The sequence below is a fragment of the uncultured Pontibacter sp. genome, assembly GCF_947495565.1.
Classification (GTDB): Bacteria; Bacteroidota; Bacteroidia; order Cytophagales; family Hymenobacteraceae; genus Pontibacter.
In genome coordinates, this window is record NZ_CANLZM010000012.1 from 104,568 (window position 1) to 127,358 (window position 22,791).

The following is a 22,791-nucleotide window of genomic DNA, read 5'->3' on the forward strand; positions in this document are numbered from 1 at the left end:
TTAATTAGAAAACAAAATGAGCAAAGCTAAAGGTCGCAGTTTCTTGTTCGACGTTTTGATGCCAAAAATTTATGGTATCGGTGCTGCTGTCGTAATTGTGGGTGCGTTGTTCAAGATCCAGCACTGGCCGTTTGCCGACTTGATGCTGATCCTTGGCCTAAGCACGGAAGCAGTTATCTTCTTCCTGAGTGCGTTTCAGCCACAGCATGCCGAGCCAGACTGGGCAAGAGTATACCCACAACTTGATGAGAACTATACCGGACAAGGTATTGTGCCAGCAGGTGCTACAGCCGGTGGACCATCTGTAACAGGTAAACTGGACGAAATGATGCGTAACGCTGACATTACGCCTGAAACTATCAACCAGCTTGGCCTGGGCCTTAACCGTCTGAGCGAAACTGCTGCTAGCATGGCTGACATGACAAATGCAGCTGCCGCTACAGAAGAATACACAACACGTGTAAGAGCTGCTGCCGGCCAGTTAGACAAAATTAACACTGCTTATGCAACTACAGCAGACGCTATCTCACAGATGGCTGTTTCTGCAACTGATGCAAAGGAATATCATAACCAAGTACAGGGAATGACCCGTAATCTTGGTGCCCTGAACGCAGTTTACGAAATGGAACTTCAGGATGCTAACAACCACCTGAAGGCTATGAACAAGTTCTATGGCAACCTGAGCATGGCCATGGAAAACCTGACTGACGCCAGCAAAGATACAGAACAGTTTAAGCAGGAAGTTTCTCGCCTGACGCAAAACCTACACTCTCTGAACACGGTGTATGGTAACATGCTGTCAGCTATGAAAGGCTAAACCCTGGTTAAATAAGTTCTATCTAAACAAACACAGTTAATATAGTATAAAATGGCTGGAGGAAAAGAGACACCAAGGCAGAAGATGATCGGTATGATGTACTTAGTACTGACCGCACTTCTGGCCCTTAACGTGAGCTCGGCGATCCTGTTAAAGTTTCAGTTCCTAGATGCATCATTGCAGGAAGTGAACAAAAAAACAGTGACAGATAACGCCGGGGTCGTATCGAATATACAGGCTGCGATAGCAGAAAATAAAACCCCTTCTGCTAATGACCAGCGTGTGCTGAAAACAGCGAAAGACGTACGCCAACAAACTTCTGATATGGTTTCCTATATTCAAGGTCTGCGCCAGATGCTGATCTCTGAAACAGGAGGAGAAAATGAAGAGGGCACTGGATACAAGCAACCGGAAGGTAATGATATTGTAGCCATGAAAATGATTGGCGCTGCGAGTAAGAACAATGGCGAAGGCTATGTATTAGAGCAAAAGCTGAATGAATATGCTAAGTTCCTGCGCCAGTACAGTGATCAGGTTCCACAAAAACTTGCCCTAAGCGGGAAAGAAGATCCGGTAGCACAGAAGGACCCGGCGCAAAAGCGTAAAGACTTTGCGCAGCTGAACTTTGAGGAAACACCAATGGTAGCTGCTTTGGCAGTGCTTTCTCAAAAAGAAGCTGAGGTGTTAAAGTATGAGGCGGATGTATTGCAGAAGCTTGCACAGCAGGTTGGTGCAGACATCATCAAGTTTGAGAAAATTTTTGCCATGGCGCGTGCCGAGTCTAAAACGGTAGCCGCAGGTACAAAATACTCTGCTGACATGTTTATCGCTGCTTCTTCTGATAACATTACGCCTAAAATGAGCTTCAATGGTAAGCCTGTGAAAGTTGAAAATGGCCTGGGTAAAGTAGAGTTTGTGGCTTCTGCCTCTAACTACGATGCTGATGGAAATTCAAAGCAAACTTGGAAAGGGCAAGTGGTTATTAATCAGAATGGAGAAGAAAAAGTATTCCCTGTTGAAGAGGAGTACATTGTAGCCAAGCCGGTAATTCAAGTACAATCTGCATCTGTGCAGGCGCTGTACTTCCAGTGTGCAAACGAGCTGAACATTCAAGTACCTGCTTTAGGTGCTGTGTATGATCCAAGCTTTAGCGCATCAGGCGGTACTGCTGTAAAAGGAGCTAAGAAAGGTGAAGTAACCATTATCCCTAGCGGTACTGAAGTTACAATCAATGTTAGCAGCGGCGGTAATGCCATCGGTTCTGAGAAGTTTAAAGTACGCCCTATACCTAAGCCAGAAATTGTAGCACTGGTTAACGGCAAACCAATAGACGTAAAGCGTGGTGTACCTGCTCAATCTTTCAGAGCGGTAGAAATTCAGGCTGTAGCAGACGAAGGCTTTAAGCAATTATTACCTAACGAAGCACGTTATAGAGTAACCAAATGGAGAGCGTACCTTGTACGTGGAAACCAGCCGGTTGATCAGGGCGAATTTAACGGCCCGTCAGCAAACTTAACCAGCTTTGCCGCTAAAGCCAGCAAAGGTGACCGTGTTGTGATCGAGATTCTGGACGTGAAGCGCCTGAACTACAAAGGCAATGCGGTAGACGTAAATGTTGGCACGCCAAACTTCAACGTTCCTTTAAATTAAATTTTAGAAGCTTACAAGGAGTATGAAACTAGTTAAAGCAATAGGTGTAGCAGCCGGTTTAATGTTATCTGTAGGTGCCATGGCACAGCAGGTATCTAATACTACGGCAAGCAATCCATCGGCGAGGCCTATTCCAGAGTCTGATGTTCTTTTCAAGAAAACAGTTTGGCGCAAAATTGACCTGCGTGAAAAGCAGAACAAGCCATTGTTTTCAGAAAACAGGGAAATCACGAAGGTAATCATTGAAGCTGTAAAAAGCGGAGAGCTTACCGCCTACAGAAGCGACTCTGTAAGCACGCCTATCACACGCGAGGAGTTCATCCAAAACATGACTCCTAAGCAGGAACAAGGTGGCTTGAGTGAAGAAGAACTTGCTGCTGGTTTTGGTGAGGTGGAAGAGGAAGATGATGCATGGGGCGCTGCCCTGGGCTCGAGCACTGGTACTACTGAAGCTGCTCCTGTAAGCAACGAATTTTTTCCAAAGCAGCTGTATCTGCTGGAGTTAAAGGAGAACGTGGTTTTTGATAAGAAGCGTTCGCGTATGTACCACGACATTCAGACAATCAGTATTAAGGTGCCGGCTACGCTTAACCCACTAGGCTTTGAGCAAAATGTGGCAAGCTTTAAAATGAGCGATCTGGCCCGTGTATTCCGTGCAAACCCTGAAACTGCAATCTGGTACAACGCGCAGAACGATGCTCAGCATAAAAACTTAGCTGATGCTTTTGACCTATGGCTGTTCAGCTCATACATCACTAAAATATCGAATCCTGGCGATCAGAGCCTGGCTTCAATATATGGTGGCGGGAAAAAAGGTCTTCTGGCTTCACAGGATGCACTGGAAGCACTAATAGAGTATGAATATAGTCTGTGGAGCTACTAAGCACTATAGACTTTTCAATAATAAAAAAGGAGGTTCACATGAGCCTCCTTTTTTATTTAACAATATTGCAGTTAAGCGCTTTATTAATACATATCTTCCTAAGCATCGGATGGATGGAGGTGATCGTAAAGTATGGCTGCTTTTGCTTTACCTATCTCAGAAGTTATTTCAGCTAAAGTTAGTTCACGCAGCTTTTTAACGGATCTATACTTTTGCAGCAGCGCATCGGCAGTAGATGGGCCTATACCTTTGATGTCTGTAAGTTCGGTCTTTAGAGTGCCTGCATCACGCTTACTGCGGTGGAAGGTAATGGCAAAGCGATGGGCTTCGTTACGCAGGCGCTGTATCAGTTTTAAAGACTCAGATTTCTTATCAATGTAAAGCGGCAAAGTATCCCCTGGGTAGAAAATCTCCTCCAGGCGTTTAGCAATGCCCACTACAGCAATTTTGCCGTAAATATCCAAATCTCGAAGAGCCTTCACAGCCATACTTAACTGGCCTTTGCCACCATCGATAATAATAAGTTGCGGCAACGGCTGGTTCTCGTTGAGTAAACGCCGGTAGCGGCGGGTCACAACCTCGTACATCGACTCAAAGTCATTGGAGCCGACAACGGTTTTAATATTGTAGTGCCTGTAATCTTTCTTGCTGGGCTTGCCATTCTTGAAGCAAACCATAGAAGCAACAGGGTTATCGCCCTGAAAATTGGAGTTGTCGAAGCACTCTATCTGGCGCGGCAACTCTGTAAGGCGAAGGTCCTTTTTCAAGGTCTCCAGCACACGCAGCTCCCGCTGATCAGAAAGCTCTTTATTCTTCTCCTGACGCCCTTCGCGCTCTTTGCGTAAGTATAAAGCGTTCTTCAACGACAGGCCCAGCAGTTTTTTCTTATCGCCAATTTGCGGATAGGTGATAGTAATGTTATCCAGCGGAAGCTGCAGCTCAATATTTGAAATCACTTCGCGGGAGGTACTTTCAAACTCCTGGCGTAGCTGCACCACTACCGATGCCAAAATATCGGCATCTTCTTCATCCAGCTTTTTCTCAAGCTCTAAAGACTGAGTCAGAATGATAGAACCATTCATAACTTTCAGATAGTTGATGAAGGCGCACTGCTCATTGCTGGTGATCGTGAAGACATCAATGTTAGTAAGCGTGTTGCTGACAATTGTAGACTTGGCCTGAAAATCTTCCAGCATGTCCAGTTTCTGCTTATACTTATGTGCCTGTTCATACTGAAAATCGGCAGCAGCAGCAGCCATATGCTCTTTAAAGTATGATTTAGCTACAGTGAGGTTGCCAGACAAAATACTCTTTATCTGCGCGATGCTAGCGTTATACTCTGTCTCGTCTACTAAAGCTTCGCAAGGGCCTTTGCAGTTACCGATATGATATTCGAGGCAAACTTTAAACTTGCCGGCAGCTACATTCTCCGGCGTAAGGTTATAAGTGCAGGTACGCAACGGATACAGCGTCCTGATCAGGTCGAGTACCACATACATGGCCGTGCCGCTTGGGTAAGGGCCGAAGTAGCGAGAGCCGTCGTTTTTCTTGTTACGCGTTGTGATAACACGCGGGAAGCGCTCATTGATGATGCAGATATAAGGATAGGTTTTACCGTCCTTCAGCAGGATATTATACTTAGGCTGGTACTGCTTAATAAGGTTGTTCTCGAGCAGGAAAGCGTCGGCTTCAGTGTCTACTATCGTAAACTCGATATCCTTAATCTGGGAGACAAGCTTTAGCGTTTTTTTATTATGCTGGGCAGAGCGGTTGAAATAGGAGCTAACACGCTTCCTGATATCAACCGCTTTGCCTACATAAATTATACCTTGCTCATCAAAAAACTTATAGATGCCGGGCTTATGCGGCAGGTGCGATATTTTATCCTTCAGCGTTTCGTTTGCTGGCATATAAATCAGAATTAGATCTCTGCATCCAGGTTGATTTCAGTTGGCAAATTGAGGAACTCATCTTGCTGAGTTGAATCAATCGGCACACCCTGGTTATACTTTTCACAATCTAATTCTACAGATAAAGGGATAGAAGGTTTAGGGAAATGGTCTTTAGATACATCCAAGGACTTATCTTTATAAACTTTCTGCATAAATGCGCCATAAATTGGCATGGCTAACTTACCACCTTGGCCAAGCGCTATGGTACGGAAGTGGATAGAACGATCTTCTCCGCCTACCCAAGCACCGGCAACCAAGTTAGGGGTTACACCCATAAACCAAGCGTCAGAGTAGTTTTGGGTTGTACCTGTCTTAGCTCCAATTTCGTTCTTCAAGCCATTCCGGAAGCGCAAGCCATAATAAGCCGTTCCGCCTGGTTCTGCCGCTGCTTTTAGCATATGCACCATCATGTAGGCAGTTTCTTCGCTAAGAGCCTCCACTGTTTTAGGGACAAACTCAGCCACCACATTCCCGTGCTTATCCTCTATGCGTGTGATATAAGTTGGCTGAACCCAAGTGCCACCGTTTACAAATGTACCATAAGCGCCAACCATATCATATAAAGACACATCGCTGGTGCCAAGTACGAGAGACGGCGTTTCGTCCAGCCTGGTGCTGATGCCCATGCGTCTGGCGGTTTGGGCTACAGACGGTGCTCCTAATTTATTGACTAAGAAAGCTGAGATAGAGTTGACAGACTCGGCCAATGCTTTGCGCAACGTATACCGCTCGCCGCTAAATTTATTATCGGCATTTTGAGGGCACCACATTTTGCCATCCGGCAGCGGGATACACGTTTCCGTGTCCAGTACCTCATAGCAAGGGTAGTAGCCATTTTCGATAGCAGTAGTGTACAGGAACGGTTTAAAGGTAGAGCCAGGCTGGCGGGAGCCCTGCTTCACGTGGTCATACTTAAAGTGCTTATAGTTGATGCCGCCCACCCAAGCTTTTATATGTCCGGTTTGCGGCTCCATAGCCATAAAACCAGTCTGCAGGAAGTGCTTGTAGTGTTTCAGGGAATCCATAGGGCTCATCATTACCTCTTTTTCACCGTTCCAGGTAAAGATGGTCATCGGTACTTTTTTGTTGAGGTAATAATTGATGGAGTCGGTGTTGTCTTCAAAGCGAGCCTTGAGGCGGCGGTAGCGTTCTGTACGCTTGATAGCCTGCTCAGGGAAGCTTTTGATTTCGCGCATATTCTCGTCTACCCAAGGGCTGCGGCCTTTCCAGTGCTCAAAGAAAGCCTGCTGCCGGTCTTTCATGTGCTCTGCCACAGCCTCCTCAGCATACTTCTGCATACGAGAGTCGATGGTGGTAAATATTCGAAGGCCATCGGCATACAAATCATACCCGTTTTCGCGGCACCACTGCTGCAGGAACTTGCTTGCCTCTGTTCTAAAGTATGGCGCAAGCCCAACGTTCTGATTTTCTACACGGTAATCTAACTTAATGTCTTTGTCTTTGAGGCTCTGAAATTCTTCTTCTGACATATAGCCATACTTCACCATCTGGGCCATTACGACATTACGACGGTGCTTCGAGTTTTCAGGTTTAAATTTAGGGCTATAGTAGTTAGGGTTTTTGAAAAGGCCTACAAGTACTGCAGACTCGTAAACCTGTAAATCCTTAGGCTTCTTGTTGAAAAAAGTCTTGGCGGCTGATTCAATACCAAAAGCGTTGCTGCCGAACTCAAAGATATTGAGATACATGAGCATTATTTCTTTCTTAGTATAAGAACGCTCCAGCTTTACAGCCATAATCCATTCTTTCGTTTTCTGAATAAGTGTTCTTAAACCAGCAACATCATTGAGTAAACCATCATTCAGCTCCTCACTTCTGGTTTGAAACAGATTTTTCGCAAGCTGCTGTGTAAGCGTACTACCTCCTCCTTTGGAGCTGCCCATTAAAATACCTCCGGCTACACGTGCCATAGCCTCAGGGTCAATGCCTGAGTGTTCCTCAAAGCGGATATCTTCTGTTGCAATAAGAGCATGAATAAAGTTTTCCGGTAGATCCTCATAATCTACAGGTGTTCTATTCTCTCTGAAATATTTACCCAGAACAACATTATCAGCAGAGTATAACTCAGAAGATAGGGCGCTTTTAGGGTTCTCCAGCGTGCGCAGGTCAGGCAACTCGCCAAACAGGTTCAGGAAGTTGATGCTAACCGCGAAGATATAAAGAACAAAAGCTGTAAAGCCGCCGATAAACAGTAGCCACAGGACCGATATAACTTTCGGGTAGAAGGATTTTTTCGGAGTAAGGGATTTTTGACGCGTAGTCATGTAATTAATAATTGTCTTTGAAGAAGGTCAAGTATACTTCAGGATCTTTTTTCTGCATAAGTTTTTCAAAATTGGCAGAAGAGATAACAAAGGTAATGAAATCTACGCCTCTTATTCTACCTATCGGGGCTTGCGGGGCCTTTTGTTTGATGTTATAAGAGAGCGCCAATTGCGGATCCTGAAAAGAGCGCGTTACCAGCATCGATTTGCCATTTCCGAACTCTAAAGGCTCCAGAGCCAGCTGCTCATTTTTATAATACATGCTGTTATACTTATTATACTTTTGCAACACATCGGCAAAGGCCTTGGCATCGGTAGGGTAAATAAGCACAAAGTAATAAGCTGAATCTTGCTCCGCAGTATAAGCCAGCGGATCTGCTGCCGGGTCTGCTAGCGTATCTATGGCCGTTGTCGGCTGCTCTTCTGTTTGCTGCGTTTGTATGTCAGCCGCAGCTGTAGCAGGCTCAGGCTCCGTTTGCTGCGCCGGCTCCACAAGTTGGGGCGCAGGCACTGGAGGCAAAGCAGGAGTTGGCTTAGCGGCCGATGCTGTAATCTGAGCAATTTCTGTGCTAACTTTCTGCTCCGGCGTTAGGTTAGAAGCTTTTTCTTTAGGAGCAGGTGGGGCAGGGACTTCGGCCCTAAGCTGGTTCTTCTGTTCCAGATCCTTGTAAGTAGCCAACAGTTTATCCGCCTGCTTTACCAGAGGGCTGGGTTGGTGCTCTTTCTTGAATCTGGTTAGCTTATCGCGCAGCACTTCCGGCTTTTCGGTTCTGGCGGCTACCATAGCATCCAAAAACATCACTTTATCCTGGATATCGTTAAATGGATATTGCGCCGTAATAGTGTTCAGCTTCTCTAAAGTTAATTTATACTCCTGTTTCTCATAATGAGCGTATGCCGAATCGTAAAGCGCGTGTACCTTTATATTGTCAGCAGCTGTTTTGGCCATAAAGCCTTCATCGTCGAGCAGGCGGGCATAAGTGGTATTCGGGAATTGCTGCTTTATTTTATTATAGTATGCCTGCTGCTGCTCCTGGTTGCCGCCGCGGCCATACAGCAAGTATAAACTATAGTAGGTTTCGGCGGCATGCGATGTCTGCGGAAAACGCTGCAGCAACTGCTCATAAGTAGCGATGGCTTCTTGAGGAGCTTGCAGGTTCTGGGCATAAATGACGGCAAGGCGGAATAGCGCCTCCTCTACCATTCTCTCGGATTTTTGAAGAGCGGCGGTGGTTAACGGCAAGTTTTGCAGGTAAGCATCTACCTGGGCCTGCATGCGCGCTTCGGGGTCAGCCTCGGCTTGCGGTTCGTCAATGAGCTCGGGAGCTTGAGCCGCTACTGCTGGCGTGTTCTCTGTTTCGCCACGGGTACGGGTGCGCCAAAAATCCTGATTAGGGCGGTCGCCCCAACGGCGGGTAAACTCAGCGCGCGCTGTAGCCATGGCCGATGGGTTGTCGAAATACCAAACGCCGCCTGCGTTACTGGTGCCAAAATTTCCGCTGCTGTTATTTCGGGCAGGGTTGCGGCGTCTTTCCTGTACCTGGCGCTGCTCCTGCTGCTGCTGTTGCGCTAGGGCGGTCAGCCGTTCCTCCTCCTCTTTCTGTACCAGTTGCTGCAGAAAGTTCATCCGATCTGCTTCTGGCATTTTAGCTATCTGCTGCAGGCTGTCCTGCGTTTGTATTATAGTGTACTGCTGGGCAAAATCAGCCAGAATATCTCTTCGCTCTGCCACAGCTTCATACATGGCGGCTTGCTGCGGGTATACTTGCACGGCACTGTCATAGTAAGCAGCGGCAAGTTCATACTTGCTGAGCTTGTCAAAGTAAATTTCGGCGGCCGATACGTAGCTATATGCTTTCTGATTAGGCAGAGCACCTTGCGTGCGCAGCGACTGCTCCAGGTACTCTAATGCTTTGTCATGATGCTGCTGACGGAGCTCAAACTGCGCCATCTCATAATATATCTTGTCGCGGTACTCCTTGTTCTTTTCGTCTTTGAGCATCTTTCGGTAATAGCCTTCAACCCGCTCAATGTCATTATTGTCGGCTAGTTCAGTTACCTGCCCCAGGTTTAAGCGGCTAAAGAAGCCCAGGTCATAAGGCGGGTTGTTGCGCAGCACCTTACTGTACTGCTTATTGGCTTCTTTGCTCTGGCCGGTTAGCTGGTAGAGCTGCCCCAAAGTATAACGTACCCGCGACTCCCTATCCTTCTCATCAAAGTTAGGCAGCGAAAGCGCCAGATTCTCAATCACCCGTGCGGTATCGCCCTGCAGGCGGTGATATTGGGCTCTGGTAAGGTATAATTCCCGTGCGTTTTCTCTGTTCAGGCGTTCCTTGCGCAGAAACTCCGACACCTGCTGCGCGTTCTCCATCTCGCCAAGTATGATAAAGGAACGCATAAGCCACACCAGTGCCTCGTGCCGTTCGTCTTTGCCCTTGCCGTTGGCATTAACATACTTAAACGTGCGCACAGCCTCCTCAAAATTCAACTCATAAAAGTTAGCCTTGCCAATGAGTACATAGCTGTTGTCTACCCATTTGCTGTTCTGGTGGTATTGTATCGGGAAAGATGCTTTCTTTTTGATGTCTTCCAGGTCAGCTGCCATGGCATTGGCTGTAGCAGAATCTAAAGACGGGAAGATAGGGAGTATCTGGCTGTAGTCGTAAGCGGTTTGCTCCTGTAGCTGCTCTTCCAGCAAACGCATTTTCTCCTTCGCCAGGAAATAGCCATTATAGCGGGCAGTGGTATTATGATAAGTCTTGCTGAGCGGGTTGTTGCGTTCGGCAGAGCATGCCGCCAGCAGCAGCCCGGCAAGTATAAAGTATGTGTGAAGCAGTTTCTTGTTCAAGGCGATGGCGTGTGCAGCGGGTTTTTACGTGCTAGTATATATAAGGTATAAACGTCAGGCTCAGAGCCAAAAGTATAGCTTTGCCGGATATAACGAACAGCACGGTCGCTTAATATTGGTACAGAGCGCTGCGATACCTACAAAAATACAATAATCATCGGATAATTAAGCAAATAGCTAATTTGGCGCCTGCTATTGAACTATACAAAAAACTAAATGGTTTCAGGCGTGGCATACTTTAACGCCAGAGCACAGCTTTGGCATAGAAGCTCGTAAAAAAAAGTATCTTTGCAAACTTCTGAAGCTCATGAAAAACAAGCCGGATAAAGAACAGAAGCCTGAGCAGCGCAGGCAGCAGAATATTAAGCCCTATGTAAAATACTCGGGTATGGCGTTTCAGATGATCGGAGCCTTGGTGCTAGCTGCCTTCGCGGGCCGTTGGCTGGATGATTATGCGGGCAACGACAAGCCTTGGTTTACCATTGTGCTGCTTTTGGTAGCCGTTATCGCAACTATGGTTTTGACTATACTATCTATTAATAAAAAGTAAACCTAGTGAAGTTTATTCGAAACCTAGCTGTACTTACAGCCATACTTTGTGCCATAATAGGAGTGCTTCTGCAATTTACCGGTTATACCCTGTTACACAGCTACATCTGGTACATATTGGTTTTCTTCGTGTTTATCACCGGTTTTACCTATTATCTTACACAGCTGGGCTACAAAAACGACCCTGAAAACTTCCAGGTGTACTATTTTGCCTCTATGGGGTTCAGGATGGTGCTGAGTATTGGAGTGGTGGGGCTGTACGCTTGGTTTTTTGAAGAAGGCCGGTTGCAGTTCGTTTTCAACTTCTTTGCGTTATATTTCCTGTTTACTGGGTTTGAAATTTACAGTTTGTTGGCTAACTTGCGCCCGCATTTGAGAGGGCAGGATTAACGGTAGGTCCTGCTTGTAAAATATTGCTCCTAAATCATTCTTAATGAAGAGGTTATTCGTTCTATTGTTTTCCTTCCTGACACTAACTGCTTTTGCTGAAGTGCCTGTGGAAGGCGGAGAGTTTCAGCCGGGGGATATGATCACGCATCACATTGCAGATGATTATACCTGGCATTTTGCAGACGGCGCAGTTGTTTATCTGCCTGTTATACTTGTAGACAATGGTGAGTTTAAGGTGTTCTCTTCTCACAGTTTCTACGACGAAAACCATGAGACAGTGTCGTACGATGGGTATGCGCTTGATCATGGCCATATTATAAGAGTAGACGAGGCTGGCGAGCCGCTGACGGATCAGGCAAGCCTGCTTGATTTCTCTATAACTAAGAACGTAGCTTCTATGTTTGTTAGTGTGGTGCTGCTGTTTCTGGTTTTCTTTATCATTGCTGGCCGCTACAAAAACAATCCTAAAGCTGCCCCGCGCGGTATTCAGTCTTTCTTTGAGCCAATCATCATCTTTATTCGCGACGAGATTGCCAAGGCGAACATCGGTCCGAAGTATGAGCGCTACATGCCATACCTGCTCACTGTGTTCTTCTTTATCTGGTTCAATAACCTATTGGGTTTGATGCCTGGCGGCGCTAACCTTACCGGCAACATCGCTGTAACACTGGTGCTGGCGCTGATCACGTTGCTTATAACAGTGTTTAGTGGCAACAAAAGCTACTGGAAGCACATTTTTGCAACTCCTGGTGTGCCGACATGGCTTGCCCCAATCATGATTCCGGTGGAATTGATTGGTATCCTGACAAAGCCATTCTCTCTAATGGTTCGACTTTTTGCCAACATTACGGCTGGTCACATTATCATTCTGTCGCTTTTCAGCTTGATCTTTATCTTTAAAAGCATAGCTGTAGGTCCCTTAAGTGTAGCGTTTGCTACCTTTATGAACTTCCTGGAGTTATTCGTGGCCCTGCTGCAGGCATATATCTTTACCCTTCTTTCTGCTATGTACTTTGGTGGCGCCGTTGAGGAGCACGACCATGCAGAAGATCATCATTAATAGAATTTTATTTTTTTAACTATATATAACTATAACTATGTTGTTAGCAATCTTGCTTCAAGCTGTTTCTGAAGGCGCTGGTCTTGGTATCATGGGTGCCGGTATTGGTGCAGGTCTAGTTGCCCTTGGCGCTGGTCTTGGTATCGGTCGCATCGGTGGTTCAGCTATGGAATCTATTGCTCGTCAGCCTGAGGCTGGTGGCAAAATCCAAACTGCCATGATCATTTCTTCTGCACTTATCGAGGGTGTAACCCTGTTTGGTGTGGTAGTATGTCTTCTGATCGCTATCGCTTAATTACTTTATATTAAAGTAACAAGCTAACATGCTTTTATTGATCTCACGTCTGGGCGTATGGCCCAGACGATGAGGTTAAAACATAGTTCAGATTATAGTTAGAGGCAGCCAACGTGGCTGCTTAAAAAGTATTTAATACTCAACCTTCATAAAAAAATGGAATTAGTAACCCCTGGTTTTGGTCTACTTTTCTGGCAGACGGTAACGTTCCTGATCGTTCTGTTCCTGCTTGGTAAGTTTGCGTGGAAGCCGATCATGAGTGCGTTAAGCGAGCGTGAGGCCTCTATCGAGAATGCGCTGAGCGCAGCTGAGAAAGCTAAGCTGGAGATGCAGGCGCTGAAAGCCGATAACGAAAAATTGTTGGCTGAGGCCCGTATGGAGCGTGATAAAATACTGACAGAGGCTACAGAAGCCGCTAACAGCATTGTAGAAAGCTCAAAGCAGAAAGCCAACGAAGAAGGTGCCCGCATGATTGCAGGTGCGCGTGAGGCTATCGAAAATGAGAAGCGTGCTGCTATCACTGAGGTGAAGAACATGGCTGCTAGCTTATCACTTGAGATTGCAGAGCAGATCCTGAGAAAAGAGCTGAGCGACAAAACTGCACAGCAGACACTGGCGCAGGATTACATCCGCGAAGTAACGCTTAACTAACAAAGTATAAACGCGGACTGCCTGGCAGAACCGCTGCATTATAAATAAGCACTATGTCAGATATTAGAGTTGCTTCCAGATACGCGAAGTCGCTGATTGAGCTGGCTGAGGAAAAAAATGTACTGGAACAGGTTAATGCAGATATGCAGCTGTTCTCGCAGGTAGTTTCCCAGAACCGTGATTTTGAGCTGCTGCTGAAAAACCCGATTGTGAAGTCAGATAAGAAGCTAGCGATCATTAACGCAATATTCAAAGGTAAAGTACAGGAGCTAACAATTACTTTCTTTAACCTGGTTGCACGTAAAAACCGTGAATCAATTCTTGAGGCGGTAGCTACTTCTTTTCAGGATCAGTTTAGAGAGATACAGGGGATACAAACTGCAGAAGTGGTTTCTGCTTATCCGCTTACTCCTGGCCTGCGTGATGAACTAGGCCAGAAACTGGTAGCTCAGACTGGCAAACGAATAGAACTGATAGAGCGTGTTGACCCATCCCTTATCGGTGGATTTGTATTGCGAGTAGGAGATAAACAAATCGACAGCTCTGTAAGGAATAGCCTTCGCAAGCTGAGAAATCAATTTAAAGACAACCCATACATTAATAAACTATAATCATGGCAGAAGTAAGACCTGACGAAGTATCAGCCATATTAAGAGAACAGCTATCTAACTTCCGTACCGAAGCGGAACTGGAAGAAGTAGGTACTGTACTGCAAGTGGGTGACGGTGTCGCTCGTATCTATGGCCTATCTAAGGCTCAGTCTGGTGAGCTTCTTGAGTTTGAGAACGGTCTGCAGGCACTTGTTCTTAACCTGGAAGAAGACAACGTAGGTGCCGTATTGCTCGGCGACTACAGCGAGATCAAAGAGGGCGCCACTGTAAAAAGAACTAACCGTATTGCCTCTATTAAAGTAGGCGACGGTATTATCGGCCGTGTAGTAAACACACTGGGCCAGCCAATTGATGGCAAAGGTCCTATTGCTGGCGAGATGTACGAAATGCCACTGGAGCGTAAAGCGCCAGGTGTAATTTTCCGTCAGCCGGTAAACGAGCCAATGCAAACTGGTATCAAGGCAATCGACTCAATGATTCCGATTGGCCGTGGCCAGCGTGAGTTGATCATCGGTGACCGCCAGACTGGTAAGACAGCTGTGGCGATCGATACTATCCTGAACCAGCGCGAGTTTTACGAAAGAGGCGAGCCTGTTTTCTGTATCTACGTAGCTGTTGGCCAGAAGGCCTCTACAGTAGCGCAGGTAGTGAAAGCCCTTCAAGAGGGTGGTGCCATGGATTATACTGTAGTTGTATCTGCTTCTGCCGCTGACCCTGCTCCAATGCAGTTCTTCGCGCCATTTACAGGTGCTGCAATCGGTGAATTCTTCCGTGATACTGGCCGTCCTGCCTTGGTAGTTTATGACGACCTTTCTAAGCAGGCTGTGGCTTACCGTGAGGTATCTCTGCTGCTGCGTCGTCCACCAGGACGTGAGGCTTACCCAGGTGACGTATTCTACCTGCACTCTCGTTTATTGGAGCGTGCTGCTAAGGTTAACTCTTCTGACGAGATTGCTCGTAACATGAACGACCTTCCAGAGTCAATCAAGCATTTAGTAAAAGGTGGTGGCTCGTTAACAGCTCTTCCAATCATCGAGACGCAGGCTGGTGACGTTTCTGCTTACATCCCAACAAACGTAATTTCGATTACTGACGGTCAGATCTTCCTGGAGACAAACCTGTTTAACTCAGGTATCCGTCCGGCTATTAACGTAGGTATCTCGGTATCTCGCGTGGGTGGCTCGGCTCAGATCAAGTCGATGAAGAAAGTAGCGGGTACACTGAAGCTTGACCAGGCGCAGTTCCGTGAACTGGAGGCTTTTGCTAAATTCGGTTCTGACTTGGATGCTGCAACCAAGCTTACAATTGAGCGTGGCCGTCGTAACCTGGAGATCCTGAAGCAAGCGCAGTACTCACCAGTTCCGGTAGAAGAGCAGGTGGCTACTATCTACGCTGCTACAAATGGTCTGCTGGATAGCGTTCCGGTTTCAGAAGTAAGAAACTTCGAAAAAGATTTCCTTCGTACACTTCGTGCACAGCACTCAAATGCACTGGATGCCTTAAGAGCCGGCAAGCTGGATGACGAAACTACTGCCGCTATTAAGCAGGTAGCGAAAGAAACTTCTGCCAAGTACAACAAATAGACTTTAAGTAAGAAGGCTGAAGGTTAAGAGGTAACAGCTTTTAACCTTCGGCTTTTGCACATAGCAACAACATATGGCAAGTTTAAAAGAGGTTAGAGGCCGCATTACATCGATTTCATCGACGCAGCAAATCACCAAAGCCATGAAAATGGTGTCGGCGGCTAAGTTACGTCGTGCACAGGACAACATACTCCGTATGCGCCCTTATGCACAGCGCCTGAGCGGCATTCTGACGAACCTGTCTTCCATGGCTGAAGGAAATATAACAAATCCTTATGCTGAGAAACGTGATGCCGTAAACAACGTGCTGATTATTGCTGTGACCTCTGACCGTGGTCTGGCGGGAGCCTTTAACTCAAACATAGTAAAAGGCGTTACGGCACTGGTAAACGGCAAGTATAAAAGTCAGTTTGAAGCTGGTAATGTGACTATTCTGGCTATTGGCCGTAAAGGACTGGATGCGTTCCGCAAGAGAGGGTACAACGTAATCGGTGATTACAGCAACGTCTTCTCTAACCTGTCTTTTGATACAGTTCGCGCATCTGCTGAGCGTGCGATGAGCGGTTTCGTAACGGGTGAGTTTGATCAGGTTGATCTTGTATACAACGAGTTTAAAAACGTAGCTACCCAAATTGTGCGCCAGGAGCAGTTCCTTCCAATCGAGGAGAAGCCAGCAGACCAGGTGGACGCTGAGGCAATGCTGACTGATTATACTTTTGAGCCTTCAAAAGAGCAGATTGTAGAGGAGCTGATCCCTAAGTCACTGAAGATTCAGGTATATAAGGCGGTGCTGGAGTCAAACGCATCTGAGCATGGCGCTCGTATGACAGCCATGGACAAAGCAACAGAAAATGCCGGCGAGCTTCTGAAGCAGTTGAAGCTGACCTATAACAGGACAAGGCAAGCAGCCATCACGAAAGAAATTCTTGAAATTGTTGGTGGTGCAGAGGCCTTAGCTTCAAAATAAACAAAAGCAAAAAAGTTTAGGAGCAGCGCCCACCGATACAAGTGGGCGCTGCTTATTTTTATAGGGGCTGCGTTAGCATATTATCAAATTATAAAGTTAAAGTTGCGACGCAGAACGCAAAGAATAAGTTAGCACTACTTGTTATATTTGCAGAAACCTATCTATAGCAGGATGAAATACAAAGAGTTATTGAAGCAAGTAAGTTGGGTAAAAGCCACAATAGCAGGTGTGCTACTGTTAAGTGCTTGCGCCACAACTACGCCCAATACAACTGTAAAATCCGCAGGAAGTGAAACTGCAAATAACGCTGGAACTACAACGCTGGAGCGGCCAAAGCTTATAGTTGGCATTGTGGTAGACCAAATGCGTTACGATTACCTTTACCGCTACTGGAACAAGTATGGCAGCGATGGCTTCAAAAAAATGCTCTCGCAAGGCTTTAACTTTAAAAACACGCAGTATAGTTACGTGCCAACTTATACCGGGCCAGGCCATGCTTCGATTTATACAGGCAGCGTACCAGCACTGAATGGCATAGTTGGCAACAACTGGTATGAGCGGGATAAGAAAAAGGTAGTTTATTGCGTAGAAGATGAAACCGTACAAACGGTCGGTAGCAGTTCTGATGCAGGAATGATGTCACCGGCCAACCTGAAAACAACTACAATTACAGATGAGCTCCGGCTGGCCACTAACAAACAAGCCAAAGTAGTAGGCATCGCTCTAAAAGACAGAGGATCTATACTTCCGGCTGGCCATATGGCAAACGGAGCTTATTGGTTTGATTCTAAGAGCGGAAACTGGATAACAAGTACGTTTTACCAGCAGCAATTGCCACAGTGGGTGCAGGAGTTCAACAGCCAAAAGCTGGCAGACCAGTACCTTAACCAACCATGGGAAACACTGCTGCCGATTGAAGAGTATACGGAAAGCACCGCTGATGATATGCCCTGGGAAAGAGCGCTTAATGGTGCTGAAAAACCAGTATTTCCGTATGATGTTCCCGCTATTAGAGGTGAGGGTTACGAACTGATCCGCTCTATACCTGCAGGCAACACTATCACCAAAGATTTTGCGTTGGCAGCACTTAAAGGGGAAGGATTAGGTAAGGATGATGTGACAGATTTTCTAGCTGTAAGCTTTTCAACACCGGATTATGTTGGGCATTCGTTTGGTCCAAACTCCATAGAGGCACAGGATGCTTTTCTGAGGCTGGACCGGGAGCTGGCAGAGCTGATCAGCACAATTGAAAAGGAAGTAGGAGCAGGTGAAGTACTGTTTTTCCTGACCGCCGATCATGGCGCCGCACACGTTCCGGCGTTTATGCAGGAGATGAAAATACCTGCCGGTTTGGCTACCTCTAGTGTGATGCGAGATTCAGTGGATGCCTTTCTGGATAAGACGTATGGCAAAGCTGAATGGGTGGAGCGATATATGAATCAACAGATATACCTGAACCAGGATATTATCTATAAGAAAAAGTTAAACATTGCCGATGTGCAGCAGCTTGTGGCTAGCTATGTATTGCGCTTTGACGGTGTGATGCGTGCAGTGCCAGCGGCTACATTGATTAGCAGCAACTGGGGAACCGGCATGATGGCCCGCGTAGAAAGCGGCTACAACGGCAAACGGTCTGGCGATGTGATAGTATTGCTGGAGCCAGGCTGGTTTGAAGGGTATGGCAAAGAGCCGAAAGGCACCACGCATGGCTCCTTCTCTAACTACGATACCCACGTGCCGCTGCTGTGGTACGGCTGGAATGTAAAGCCGGGAGAAAGCGAGGCAGAAGTGGCTGTATCTGACATAGCAGCTACACTGGCAGCTTGGCTGTACATACAGGAGCCGAACGGAAGCATCGGCAAGCCTTTACAAGTATACATGAAATAAAACCATAGCGCCTGAAGAAGAGCAATGATTGACGGCGCGTTTAAAAGAATGATGAATATGGAGAATTTGGAGGACAAGAACAATCCATGGCATAGCGTGAGCTACGGCGATGCGTCACCAGAAGTAGTAACAGCTATCATTGAGATTCCGAAGGGATCGAAGGCAAAGTATGAGTTGGACAAGGATAGCGGCATGCTGAAGCTGGACCGCGTACTTTTCTCATCGGTTAACTACCCTGCCAACTATGGCTTTATCCCACAGACTTACTGCGACGACAAAGACCCGCTTGATATACTGGTAATCTGCTCGATAGACGTACAGCCGATGTGCCTGATCGATGCAAAGGTGATCGGTGTGATGCAGATGATCGACAACAACGAGGAGGATGATAAAATCATCGCTGTGGCTTATAACGACATGTCGGTGCGCCACATCAATGATATTTCGGAGCTGCCGCCGCATACGCTGCTGGAGATGCGCCGCTTCTTCGAAGACTACAAGAAACTGGAGCACAAAGAAGTAATTGTGGAGCAGTTCCTTGGTCGTGAGCATGCGTACAAGATCATCCAGGACAGCATAGAGCTTTACAACACCACTTTTGGTGAGCCAACTAAAAAAGAGCAAACGCTCTAATTACATTACTTTTCCTGTAAAGCCTGGCATAGGAGTATCCTGTGCCGGGCTTTTTTCTTTTATAGAAACCCAAACCTGTGCCTGCCTAAAACAAAACCAATTAACAAAGGCCAACACAGAGGTGGTTTGATTTGAGATGAATTTGTTGCGTACTTGCATATAAGATGGGGGTAAACACACATACTGGCCAAAGCATACTACCACCAGTTTTAAACAAGCTGCTGGAAGGGCTGCTGTATAGCCATTTTTTTATCTCCATCTGCGGCTTTTCGCTTACTATAGAAACCTTCCTGCTGGCGCGTTTGCCCATATCTTGGGGAATGGCTATTTTCATTTTTTTTGCCACACTGTTTACTTACAACCTAAGCAGCATACAAAGCGTGCTGCGCAGGCCGCACCAGAGTATAAATCGCAAAGACCCTGTCTGGAACCAGCGGTACAAAATAGAACTAGCCGTATTGGGGCTGCTAAGTATAGGTGTGGCAAGTATAGTTTACTTTTGGCTCAGGCTACAAATAAACGTTTGGTTTCTGCTGCATCTGGCTGTTATCTCGGTAGGGTATACGGTGCCTGTGCTGTACAAGAATAAGCGGGTAAAGCCTCTCCGCAGCGTGCCGTTGCTCAAGGTGTTTCTGGTAGCTTATGTTTGGGCTATGGTAACGGCGGTTCTTCCATTACTAGACGCAGGTGCAGAAGTATGGCAGCCGGAGGCACTATGGCTTTTCCTGCGCCGCTTCCTGTTTATTTTTGCCCTGGCCCTGCTTTTCGACATACGGGACTACAGCTATGACCGAGGTACGAACACCCTTACTTTTCCCGGCTGGATAGGCGTGCGTAACACAAAGCTACTTTCAATGGGGCTGCTGCTGCTTTATATGCTGGTGCTGTTGGGCAGCGGTGAGAGCGGCGGTATACTTTGGGTCCTAATGGCAAGCGCTGTAGGAGCGGCTGTTATAGTATGGCGTTCTTCAGCCAAACGCCCGCGCCTATACTTTGCTGTTCTAGCCGACGGAGCCATGCTGCTGCACGCAGGTATGGTGATGCTGGCTACTGCAGTGGCTGGCTGAGGTGCAGGAAAGCCTTCGGGAGGTAGTCTATCACATCGGATGCCGTCATGGCGATAGCGCCAACAGATTGCAAAGCCAGATCGGCGGCCAGCCCATGCACGTATACCCCTAAGCGGCAAGACTCCTCCAACGAGTACTGCTGCCCCACTAGCGCGGTAATGATACCTGTCAGCACATCGCCGGTGCCGCCTGTAGCGAGGCCTGCATTCCCGGTGGTGTTAAAATATACTTTGCCCTCCGGGGTACCGATGGCGGTGTGGCTGCCCTTCAGCGCTACGTAGCAGCCATACTCCACACAGAACTCCCTCAGGTGCTGCAGGCGGTCATAATCATTCTTTACTTTACCCACCAGCCGCTCAAACTCCTTAGGGTGCGGCGTAAAAATAAGCTGCTTCTGAAACAACTGTGCTTTCAGCTTCTCGCTTGCGGCTATGAGGTTGATAGCGTCCGCATCAATTACAATAGGCTGTGATGTGGTAGCCAGCAGTTGCCCTATGGCGGTTTTGGAAGTACGCTCTGTGCCTATTCCTGGGCCTACTCCGATTACATCAAATTTATTTATATCGTGAGGCAGCTCCGAAAGGTGTTTTCGGTTTCTGTCGGTAAGCGCCATTGCTTCGGGCACAGCAGTTTGAAGTATGAGGTAGCCAGCCTGTGGCACTTGCACCGTCAGGAGACCGACGCCGCTGCGCAGGCAGGCACGAGCAGCCAGTACGGCGGCACCCATTTTTCCATAACCGCCGCAGAGCAGCAATGCATGGCCGTAAAGCCCTTTATGCGAAAACTTTTTGCGAGGTTTTATCAGCTGTTGCACATCATCCTGCTTCGTGCAGTATAAATCAACCTCCACCTCCGATATAAACTTTTGGCTCAAGCCAATCGGCACCACGTGCCAGTCACCTACATACTGCTCATGCTGCGGCAGCAGAAAAGCGAGTTTCGGAAGCTCAAAGCTGATGGTATGATCTGCTTTGATAATGGCCCCTTCGTCGGGTGTTTGGCTGTCGGAGTAAAGGCCTGAGGGAATATCTATAGCGGTTATAGTCCCTCCGCAGCTGTTCAGTTGCTGTATTACCATTGCATACAAGCCCGTGACGGGGCGGTTGAGGCCGGTGCCGAAAAGTGCATCAATTATGCAGGCCTTGCTGTGCAAGACAGGTATAGCCTCTTCCTGCTCCACATGAGTTGGCTGGAGCTCCTGCGGCAGGCGCATCAGGTTCAGCTTAAAATCGCCGGAGGCTTTAGAAATATTGCCCACCAGGTAGGGCTGTACTTTATACTTACGCTCGTGGAGCAGCCGCGCCACTGCCAACCCATCGCCTCCGTTGTTACCAGGCCCACAGAAGATATGCACCTCTTGGCTGGGCTGAAACTTGTTCTCAAACCAACCGGTAAAAGCCTTTGCTGCGCGCTCCATCAAGTCAGGGGAGGAAATGCCTTCTTCCTGGATAGTGTAAGCATCGGCTTCGCGTGTTTGTGCGGCAGTAAGTATTTTCATGTGGAGCAGGTATAGTAGGTTTGCCTAAATATACTGTGTTCCGGAGGTTCGGTTACAGACCTGTGTCAGGAGCGGGCGCCGCAAATGCCTGGTAGTGCAGACATGGTATGCTTTGATTTCCACTCCAGAAAAAATGTAGCAGAAACAGGGGCAGCTGTGGCACAAAAAATGCTAAAACACAGTTTATTAGCTACTGCTTAACCTTAAACCTAATATTTATTTGAAATTGAAGAACCAACTAACAGCTTTTCTGCTGGGCCTGCTGGTACTGGCAAACCCTGTACTGGCGCAAGCGCAGCAGCAACCGGATATAATTGCCGGTGAGGTTACACCCGCTCCTGTTTCCGTAGATAGCCTTGGTGGGGCAAGCGTTAACTTATTGGATAAATCTGTTATCACAGCAGAAGGCGATACAATCTATCCGGGGCAAAAGAACCCCTTTACTGAGGCGCAGCTGCGTGAAGGGGAAAACAAACGCTACCTGAAGCGTGCTGTAATACCAGCCGCCGCCCTAATTGGCATGGGAGTGTATACGATACAAGGCAACGGCCTTTTCAGCAGCTTTGATGCCCGCGACGCCCGCGACAGGCATGCTCCGGAGTTCAGCACGAAAGTAGACGATTACCTGTTCTTTCTGCCGGTGGCCTATCTGTACGGTTTCAACGCGTTTTCATCACAAAACCGCCACGAGATAGGCCGCCAAACAGGCCTGCTCTTAGCCTCAGGCGCACTTACCTCAGCGCTAGTGTGGCCCACCAAAAAACTGACTAACGTAGACCGGCCAAATACAGACCGGCATGCTTTTCCATCGGGGCACACAGCCTATGCCTTTACCATTGCTACTTTAGTAGATAAGGAGTTTCGGCACAAGAGCCCCTGGGTAAGCGTAGGCAGCTATGCTATTGCCAGCGCAACCGGAGCGATGCGGGTGCTAAACAATGAGCACTGGATGGCTGATGTGCTGGCTGGTGCGGGCGTGGGTATACTTTCTGTGAACACTGTTTACTGGCTGCACGATAAATTTGCCAAGGATAAGGGCTTAAACACCATGGTGGTGCCTACGCTGCTTCCTAATGGAAGTCCGGGAGTTGGCCTTAGTGTAACGTTTTAAACTATACTTTAAGAAGATTAAAAGGCGCTGCGGGAGTAGCGCCTTTTATTTTTA

20 protein-coding genes are annotated in these 22,791 nt (G+C 47.3%); 15 read left to right on the forward strand and 5 right to left on the reverse strand.

Going from position 1 to position 22,791, the window contains the following annotated elements:
- Positions 1 to 16 precede the first annotated feature (16 nt).
- From gldL to gldN, 3 genes are read left to right on the forward strand one after another with little or no spacing between them, the layout of a single operon-like run.
- Complete coding sequence (gldL, locus tag Q1B04_RS15205) at positions 17 to 817, forward strand: gliding motility protein GldL (RefSeq protein ID WP_299760281.1); 801 nt, start codon at positions 17 to 19, stop codon at positions 815 to 817.
- A gap of 51 nt (positions 818 to 868) precedes the next feature.
- Positions 869 to 2,467 carry a gliding motility protein GldM gene (gldM, locus tag Q1B04_RS15210; RefSeq protein ID WP_299760283.1) on the forward strand — a complete coding sequence of 533 codons (1,599 nt, stop codon included), beginning with the start codon at positions 869 to 871 and terminating at the stop codon, positions 2,465 to 2,467.
- A gap of 22 nt (positions 2,468 to 2,489) precedes the next feature.
- Positions 2,490 to 3,350, forward strand: coding sequence for a gliding motility protein GldN (gldN, locus tag Q1B04_RS15215; protein WP_299760285.1), 861 nt, complete (start codon positions 2,490 to 2,492; stop codon positions 3,348 to 3,350).
- Between the two features lie 98 nt (positions 3,351 to 3,448).
- Here gldN and uvrC read toward each other — a convergent pair whose 3' ends face one another.
- From uvrC to Q1B04_RS15230, 3 genes are read right to left on the reverse strand one after another with little or no spacing between them, the layout of a single operon-like run.
- Entirely contained in the window at positions 3,449 to 5,260 is a 1,812-nt protein-coding gene (gene uvrC / locus Q1B04_RS15220; protein WP_299760287.1) for an excinuclease ABC subunit UvrC, read from the reverse strand.
- An 11-nt stretch (positions 5,261 to 5,271) separates the two neighbouring features.
- On the reverse strand, positions 5,272 to 7,587 hold the full coding sequence (locus Q1B04_RS15225) for a transglycosylase domain-containing protein (RefSeq protein ID WP_299760289.1): 2,316 nt from the start codon (positions 7,585 to 7,587) through the stop codon (positions 5,272 to 5,274).
- A 4-nt stretch (positions 7,588 to 7,591) separates the two neighbouring features.
- A complete protein-coding gene (locus Q1B04_RS15230) occupies positions 7,592 to 10,435 on the reverse strand; it encodes a tetratricopeptide repeat protein (RefSeq protein ID WP_299760291.1) in 2,844 nt (947 codons plus the stop codon).
- A 307-nt stretch (positions 10,436 to 10,742) separates the two neighbouring features.
- Here Q1B04_RS15230 and Q1B04_RS15235 point away from each other — a divergent pair, with 307 nt between their 5' ends.
- The 10 genes from Q1B04_RS15235 (at position 10,743) to Q1B04_RS15280 (ending at position 19,061) form a co-directional block, all read left to right on the forward strand.
- On the forward strand, positions 10,743 to 10,985 hold the full coding sequence (locus Q1B04_RS15235; protein ID WP_299760293.1) for an AtpZ/AtpI family protein: 243 nt from the start codon (positions 10,743 to 10,745) through the stop codon (positions 10,983 to 10,985).
- 5 nt (positions 10,986 to 10,990) lie between these two features.
- Positions 10,991 to 11,374 carry a hypothetical protein gene (locus Q1B04_RS15240; RefSeq protein WP_299760295.1) on the forward strand — a complete coding sequence of 128 codons (384 nt, stop codon included), beginning with the start codon at positions 10,991 to 10,993 and terminating at the stop codon, positions 11,372 to 11,374.
- Between the two features lie 43 nt (positions 11,375 to 11,417).
- Positions 11,418 to 12,434, forward strand: a complete 1,017-nt coding sequence (atpB, locus tag Q1B04_RS15245) for a F0F1 ATP synthase subunit A (RefSeq protein WP_299760297.1) — start codon at positions 11,418 to 11,420, stop codon at positions 12,432 to 12,434.
- Between the two features lie 37 nt (positions 12,435 to 12,471).
- Positions 12,472 to 12,729 (forward strand): ATP synthase F0 subunit C, encoded by a 258-nt coding sequence (atpE, locus tag Q1B04_RS15250; protein ID WP_025608468.1) that lies wholly within the window; start codon positions 12,472 to 12,474, stop codon positions 12,727 to 12,729.
- A gap of 156 nt (positions 12,730 to 12,885) precedes the next feature.
- Positions 12,886 to 13,380 (forward strand): F0F1 ATP synthase subunit B, encoded by a 495-nt coding sequence (locus Q1B04_RS15255; protein WP_299760303.1) that lies wholly within the window; start codon positions 12,886 to 12,888, stop codon positions 13,378 to 13,380.
- Positions 13,381 to 13,433: 53 nt separating this feature from the next.
- Positions 13,434 to 13,991: an ATP synthase F1 subunit delta gene (atpH, locus tag Q1B04_RS15260; protein WP_299760305.1), complete on the forward strand. Its 558-nt coding sequence runs from the start codon at positions 13,434 to 13,436 to the stop codon at positions 13,989 to 13,991.
- A gap of 2 nt (positions 13,992 to 13,993) precedes the next feature.
- Positions 13,994 to 15,574: a F0F1 ATP synthase subunit alpha gene (atpA, locus tag Q1B04_RS15265; RefSeq protein ID WP_299760307.1), complete on the forward strand. Its 1,581-nt coding sequence runs from the start codon at positions 13,994 to 13,996 to the stop codon at positions 15,572 to 15,574.
- A gap of 73 nt (positions 15,575 to 15,647) precedes the next feature.
- On the forward strand, positions 15,648 to 16,541 hold the full coding sequence (atpG, locus tag Q1B04_RS15270) for an ATP synthase F1 subunit gamma (RefSeq protein WP_299760309.1): 894 nt from the start codon (positions 15,648 to 15,650) through the stop codon (positions 16,539 to 16,541).
- A gap of 171 nt (positions 16,542 to 16,712) precedes the next feature.
- Entirely contained in the window at positions 16,713 to 18,428 is a 1,716-nt protein-coding gene (gene pafA / locus Q1B04_RS15275; RefSeq protein ID WP_299760311.1) for an alkaline phosphatase PafA, read from the forward strand.
- 51 nt (positions 18,429 to 18,479) lie between these two features.
- Positions 18,480 to 19,061 carry an inorganic diphosphatase gene (locus Q1B04_RS15280; protein WP_299760447.1) on the forward strand — a complete coding sequence of 194 codons (582 nt, stop codon included), beginning with the start codon at positions 18,480 to 18,482 and terminating at the stop codon, positions 19,059 to 19,061.
- Here the strand turns inward: Q1B04_RS15280 and Q1B04_RS15285 are convergent, their stop codons facing one another.
- Entirely contained in the window at positions 19,062 to 19,220 is a 159-nt protein-coding gene (locus Q1B04_RS15285; protein ID WP_299760313.1) for a hypothetical protein, read from the reverse strand.
- 5 nt (positions 19,221 to 19,225) lie between these two features.
- Here Q1B04_RS15285 and Q1B04_RS15290 point away from each other — a divergent pair, with 5 nt between their 5' ends.
- Positions 19,226 to 20,128, forward strand: coding sequence for a UbiA family prenyltransferase (locus Q1B04_RS15290; RefSeq protein WP_299760315.1), 903 nt, complete (start codon positions 19,226 to 19,228; stop codon positions 20,126 to 20,128).
- On the opposite strand, the gene Q1B04_RS15295 is transcribed toward Q1B04_RS15290, so the two are convergent.
- Positions 20,109 to 21,626, reverse strand: a complete 1,518-nt coding sequence (locus Q1B04_RS15295) for an NAD(P)H-hydrate dehydratase (RefSeq protein ID WP_299760317.1) — start codon at positions 21,624 to 21,626, stop codon at positions 20,109 to 20,111. The two genes, Q1B04_RS15290 and Q1B04_RS15295, sit on opposite strands and share 20 nt — an antisense overlap.
- A 220-nt stretch (positions 21,627 to 21,846) precedes the next feature.
- Between Q1B04_RS15295 and Q1B04_RS15300 the strand changes: the two genes are divergently transcribed.
- A complete protein-coding gene (locus Q1B04_RS15300) occupies positions 21,847 to 22,737 on the forward strand; it encodes a phosphatase PAP2 family protein (RefSeq protein ID WP_299760319.1) in 891 nt (296 codons plus the stop codon).
- The last annotated feature ends 54 nt before the right edge of the window (positions 22,738 to 22,791 follow it).